Here is a 5703-nt window from a genome sequence, read left to right as displayed (position 1 = left end):
CGTGCGGAGGTAGACCGTCCCGTCGACGATCGCAGCACGGCCGCGCTCGTCGTACTCCCACGCGACCGTCTCCGGTTCGGAAAACGACCCCTCGGACGGGACGTACGCGGTGTTGCCCGCCGTGCCCCGGTACGAGGACCAGCCGGCCGGCTCATCGAGCGACGATCCGCTCCCCTCGTCGGTCTCTGCGGCGCCGCTTCCCGCCGCGGCGAGAACGGTTCCGGTCGAAATCGCTGCCCCCGTCGCCAGTATCGATCGCCGCCTCCAGCCCGACATGTCTGTCTCAGGTGTTATCGAACACGTATATAGATCCCTTGCTTATCGTACCCACGATGGTTTTTCGCTCGAGCGGGAGAACGCAACCGTCGCGGAAGAGCGAAAGCGGGCGGTCGAAACGCCGTCCGTCGGAGCGCAGTGACGCGGTGACGCTACGCCGAGAGGGGGCCCGTACAGCCCGTCAGCCGTCCAGATCCCGGAGCGCGACGAGTTCCCCCTCGTAGTCGACGTACACGGTGTCGCCGCTGATCGCACGGATCTCGCCGACCGGCGCCCGCTTTCTCGAGAGCGTCCACTTCTCGCTCCCGTCGCCCCTGTCGAACGCGACGAGTTCCTCGTGGTAGGGAACCTCCGAGGGATCGCCTGCGGTCCGGAAGTAGACGTAGACGGTCTCGCCGCAGACCACGCCCTGGCCGTGGCTGTCTCGGCCCGCCCGCTGCCAGTCGTCCGCGCCGTCCTCGAGCGATCCCGCCGCGAACGCGTGGCTCGTATCGGCGAAGTAGGTCTCCTCGCCGAGCGCGGGTTCGTGGATCGACTCCGTCGACGCCGAGCCACGGAACTCGCCGGTTTCGGCGTCGTGAATGCCACACTCGGTGCTCGAGTAGCCGCCGACGAGAACCGCGTCGGGCGTCGCGTAGATCTCGCGATCGGTCCCGTCCGCGTACGGGCGTCGGCTCCGCCAGACCTCGTCGCCGGTTTCGGGGTCGAACGCGACCGGTCCGGACCCCGTCCCGGCGTACACGAGTCCGTTGCTCGCGGCGGTCCCGGTCGTGAACTCGTCGGAGGACGGCTTGAACGCGTTGAACGAGAACACGAAGCCGACGGAGTCGGTCGTCCACCTGACCGAGCCGTCGTCGGCCTCGAGGGCGTACAGCGTGCCGTCGGCGACGGTGTACACCGCGCCGTACGCGACCGTGTGGCTGCCGGTCCACTCCTCGACGCCGAGGTCGCTCTCCCAGCGGACGCTCCCGTCGGCTCGATCCAGTGCGACGATCTCGTCGCCACGGAGGGAGACGCTCTCGCCGCCGACCGCGGGACCGGTCGCCTCGACGTCGTCGTTCTCCCAGACGGTCGTCCCGTCTTCCGTCTCGAGGGCGACCACGCCGTCCGTCGTGGCGGTGTAGACGGTGTCGTCGGCGACCGCGACCGCGCCGTCGTGATCGGCCGACCAGGCCGCCTCGAGGTCTCTCCCGTCGAACTCGGGTCCGTCCGGGACGAACCGCGCGTGGCCGGGTCCGCCGCGGTAGGATGGCCAGTCCTCGTCGCTCACGGCGTCGACGTCGAACTCCGGATCACGGGACTGTCCCGTTCGGTCCGAGTCTGCCGCACCTAGAGACGCGAACAGGCCGCCGGTCGAAAGCGCTGCGCCCGCCGTCAACACCGATCGTCGATTCCGGTTCGACATATCGTTGAATTTTATTATACGAGAAATAGTAGTTTAGCTTGCTACTGAATACCACGAACGTCCCGCCGGCCGTAACGTCCGGCAGGTTCCCACAGCTCAAAGACTCTCGTAACTTCAAATACGAGGGCCAAAAATTGGCCGTTCGTAAACTGTTTAAACGGAGTAGTGAGAGTACAGTACACAGTGACTTACGAACACCTCGATACGGAGTTAGTGAACGAACTACTCGGAAACGGACGGGCTAGCCTGCGGAGTCTCGCCGAAGAACTCGACGTCTCGGTGACGACGGTCTCGAACCACCTCTCCGACCTCGAATCGGAAGGCGTCATCCAGGGGTACACGCCGGTCGTCGACTACGGCGCTGCGGGGTACGACGTGACCGCCGTCATGCAGTTCAAAGTCGAGGGGAACGCCCTGTCGGAGATTACGACCACGCTTCGGGATCACACCCAGATCACCTCCGTCTACGAGGTCACCGGCGACTACGACATCATCGCGATCGGGAAGTTCGAAGACACCGACGACATGAACGACCAAATCAAGGCCCTGATCACCGATCCCGATATCACCCAGTCGAATACCAGCATCGCCCTCGACGCCGTCTCCGAAAACGAACAGTTCCGGCTCGAGACCGAAGCCGACGACTGAGCGGCTGTGTTCCTCCCGGACGCTCCGCCGGCCGGATCGCGGCCGAGATCGGTTCCTCGAGCGAGGCCCCTCGAGTAGCGGTTCGCGGAAACGGTCGCTCGAGGACCGAGCGAGTTCGGATCCGGCTGTGACCCTCGTCTCCAGTCCCGATCCACACCCGGCGGTATGTAATATACCCGTACATTCTCTACCGGCGGTTCTAGCAGATTTGGAGCCGCCCCTATGCAACTGCGGCGTGTCATTCGAATCGAACTCATGACCTCGATCGTCAACCTCGAAATCTCGAGCGAGGGTACCGGACTGGCGGAACTGTTCGAATCCGTGCCGTCGCTCGCGTGCGAAGCGGAGGCCGGCGTCGTCTCGGACGGGTACGATCTGTGGCTCTCCGGCGCGTCGAAGGACGAAATTGAGTCCGGGCTGGCGGACGCCTCGACGATCGAGGACCGTACGCTGGTCAACGGGAGCGAAGAGCAGTGGCTGTACAACGTCACGTTCGCTCCGGACGCGATCGATCTCTTCGAGGTCGTCCTCGAAGAGGGCGGCACCATCCTGGACGCCTCAGCCAGCGGTCGGTCCTGGAATCTCAACATTCGAGTCCAGGAACGCAGCGACGCGAGTTCGATCCACACCCGACTCGAGGAGCTCGACCTCGAGCCGACGGTGATTCGCCTCTACGATACGAGCGACGAAACCGGTTCGCAGTCCGGGCTCACGCAGAACCAGTACGAAACGCTCGTCGCAGCCATCAACTACGGCTACTTCGAAATCCCGCGAGACGTTTCGATGCAGGAGCTGTCCGAAGAACTCGGCGTCTCTCACCAGGCGCTCTCCGAACGACTCCGTCGCGCGTACCGATCGCTGGTCACGTCGGAACTCGACGTAAGCCCGGAGGAAACGGAGCCGGCACTCTCTTCGACGCTCTCCGACTGACGGCCGTCCGACTCGAGACGGCGACGCTCAGAACGCATTTAGCCCCGGAGCCGCTACGTGCCGGCGATGGACGAGCCTGGCTCGACGCGCACGCAGTCCCGGATCCATACGGCTCCGCGAACGGAGATTTCGCAGGATCAGGGACCGTTCAGAACGCACTTCAATTTCCCCGGACGGGCACTCCCCGACCACGACGACCACGGCTACGGACCGCTGGCGACCGTCGTCGAGTCGTTCATGGACCCGGGAACCCTGATACGGATGCATCAACACCGCAACGAGGAGATCATCTCCTGGGTCCCCGGCGGCGTCATGCGCCACGACGATCGCCAGGGCAACGAACTGGTTACCGACCCGGAGCACCTGCTGGTGATGAACGCCGGCAGCGGGTTCTGGCACGCCGAGGAAACCTTCGAGGACGATCCGCCGTTACGGATGCTCCAGATATTCGTCCGCCCGCACAGTCTCGAGCTCGAGCCGGGGATCCAACACGAGCGGATTCCCGACGCGGCTCCCAATGCGTGGCGTCACCTGTTCGGTCCCGAAGACGGCGAGGCTCCGCTCTCCGTCCGCAACGACGTCCACTGCTACGACTGCCGTCTCGAGGCCGACGCGACCGTGACGCTTCCCTCCCGACCGGGGTGGGACACCTACCTCTACGTCTTCGAGGGCGCGGTTACGGTCGGCGACGCGTCGGTCGGGCACGCGGAGAGCGCACTCGTAACCGGAGAGGCCGACGTGTCCGTCACTGCGATCGAGAACTCGACAGTAGTCGCGTTCCCTCTCGACCCGGACGCCCCGATCACCCGCGAGGGAACGATCGGACGCTGACGTCGCTCCCGTGGCCGCCACTTGGTTAGAGATACGATAGGATGGCTCCGCTCGAGGAGGGGGCCGACGTGTGCGAGCCGGCCGCTGTTGCTACCGAGTGCCACGCCATTCGATCTCTAGAGACTGTTCAGCAAAATAGAAGTTAGATTAGTCGGAACCGCCTGTTGTACTTACATCATTTCGAGAATCGAAACGCGATCTGGGGGTGTGAGTAATCGTTCGCTCTCGTAAACAACAGCGCTTGCTTGCGATTTCGAGATTTCGGAAGGGGTCGATCGAACCGGACTGAAACAGTGAGTCTATCAGTTGCCGTCCCGAGGAATGTCTGGAACGGGCGGAAGTTTGGTAAAGTTCGGAGAAGCGCACAGAACGGCTGAGTCGGTTTATACTCCTCCCCTGACGAGCAGCAGTCGATGTCACGGAAGTCGCAGACGACACGTCGAAGCGTACTGACAGCTACTGGGGCCGTTTCGCTTCTCGGACTCGCTGGGGTCGCGTCCGGGAGCGCATCGTCCGGCGGGGTACCGATTCCGGACGACGCCGACGAACGCACGTATCCGACGGTCGGGACGAACAGCGACGCGCCGACCGCGTCCTTCTACGGGAACTTCAAGTGCCCGTCGAGCCAGGGCTTCGTCTCCGGAAACCTCCAGGAGATCGTCTCGGAGTTCGTCTCCGAGGGGCTTCTCAACGTCGAGTTCTGTAACCTCGCGTACGAGCCGGGCAGCACCTCGCAGTACTTCATCTCGGACAGCGACCCGCGGCTCGCGGCCGTCGGCCTCGCGGTCTGGGACGAGGACCCGAGCAGCTACTGGCAGTTCGTGACCGAGACCTACTCGGACATGCCGTCGGGACACGTCGGCTACGACGAACTCGAGAGCCGAGCCCGCTCGGCCGGCGTGTCGAACGTCGAGGCGTGTATCGAGCGTGCACAGGCCGGCGAGTACGAGGCGGACGTCGAACAGGTCGCCACCCTGGCCGATGGCGACGGGATCTCCTACACGCCACAGCTCGAGCTGGCGGGCGACACGACCGCGCCACACCACGGAACCCAGGCGATCATCGACTGGCTCGACGCCCGTCTCGACGCCGCCCCCGGGGGAGAGAAGTCCGAGGACAAGCTCGAGGACGATGCTGACGACGAGGACGTCGAGACCGAATCGGACGACGAGGACGTCGAGACCGAATCGGACGACGAGGACGTCGAAGAGCCACAGGAGGAGTCCGAAATCGAGGACTCCGAAGGAGATGCCGAGACCGACGACGGCGACGACGGCGACGACGAGGAAGAAGTCGAGACCGACGACGAAACTGACGAGGATTACGACGACGATGGCGAAACCGTCGAGGACGGCGAGGAAGTCGACTCCGATGGCGAGGAGGACGAGGCCGACGTCGGCGACTCGGATGACGACGATGACGACGACACCTCCGGCGACACCAGCAGCGGAGGCTCGAGCGGCGGCATCGGCGCCGGTGAGGACTACGACCTCAGCGACGACCGCACGATCGACGACATTCCGGTCGACTGCTAACCCGCGACCTGTCGAGACGACTGGCCGCTCGTCGCCCTACTGACGAACGCCGTGCTGTCGCCCGCAGTACCGGTCGCA

5 protein-coding genes and 1 pseudogene are annotated in these 5703 nt (G+C 64.5%); 4 read left to right on the top strand and 2 right to left on the bottom strand.

Annotated features, from left to right (window positions below):
• Both ACNA7R_RS19035 and ACNA7R_RS19030 read right to left on the bottom strand, forming a co-directional pair.
• Nucleotides 1–276: pseudogene (locus ACNA7R_RS19035) on the bottom strand (pyrrolo-quinoline quinone); the annotation flags it as partial.
• Between the two features lie 181 nt (nt 277–457).
• Nucleotides 458–1681 (bottom strand): PQQ-binding-like beta-propeller repeat protein, encoded by a 1224-nt coding sequence (locus ACNA7R_RS19030; RefSeq protein WP_416285090.1) that lies wholly within the window; start codon nt 1679–1681, stop codon nt 458–460.
• A gap of 183 nt (nt 1682–1864) precedes the next feature.
• On the opposite strand from ACNA7R_RS19030, the gene lrp reads away from it, so the two are divergent.
• From lrp to ACNA7R_RS19010, 4 genes are all read left to right on the top strand, one after another.
• Nucleotides 1865–2329: an HTH-type transcriptional regulator Lrp gene (gene lrp, locus ACNA7R_RS19025; protein ID WP_416285089.1), complete on the top strand. Its 465-nt coding sequence runs from the start codon at nt 1865–1867 to the stop codon at nt 2327–2329.
• A gap of 255 nt (nt 2330–2584) precedes the next feature.
• Entirely contained in the window at nt 2585–3259 is a 675-nt protein-coding gene (locus ACNA7R_RS19020) for a helix-turn-helix domain-containing protein (RefSeq protein ID WP_416285091.1), read from the top strand.
• A gap of 66 nt (nt 3260–3325) precedes the next feature.
• Nucleotides 3326–4090: a pirin family protein gene (locus ACNA7R_RS19015; RefSeq protein WP_416285088.1), complete on the top strand. Its 765-nt coding sequence runs from the start codon at nt 3326–3328 to the stop codon at nt 4088–4090.
• 413 nt (nt 4091–4503) lie between these two features.
• Entirely contained in the window at nt 4504–5625 is a 1122-nt protein-coding gene (locus tag ACNA7R_RS19010) for a DsbA family protein (protein WP_416285087.1), read from the top strand.
• The last annotated feature ends 78 nt before the right edge of the window (nt 5626–5703 follow it).

The sequence above is a fragment of the Natronococcus sp. genome (assembly GCF_047921035.1).
Classification (GTDB): Archaea; Halobacteriota; Halobacteria; order Halobacteriales; family Natrialbaceae; genus Natronococcus.
Note: the sequence above shows the minus strand (reverse complement) of the source record. Positions and strands in the feature narration are given on the sequence as shown.

Excerpts from the sequence above, each read along its gene's own strand:
- ACNA7R_RS19030 (WP_416285090.1), bottom strand. The coding sequence starts at position 1,681 with ATGTCGAACCGGAATCGACGATCGGTGTTGACGGCGGGCGCAGCGCTT.
- ACNA7R_RS19020 (WP_416285091.1), top strand. The coding sequence starts at position 2,585 with ATGACCTCGATCGTCAACCTCGAAATCTCGAGCGAGGGTACCGGACTG.
- ACNA7R_RS19015 (WP_416285088.1), top strand. The coding sequence starts at position 3,326 with ATGGACGAGCCTGGCTCGACGCGCACGCAGTCCCGGATCCATACGGCT.
- ACNA7R_RS19010 (WP_416285087.1), top strand. The coding sequence starts at position 4,504 with ATGTCACGGAAGTCGCAGACGACACGTCGAAGCGTACTGACAGCTACT.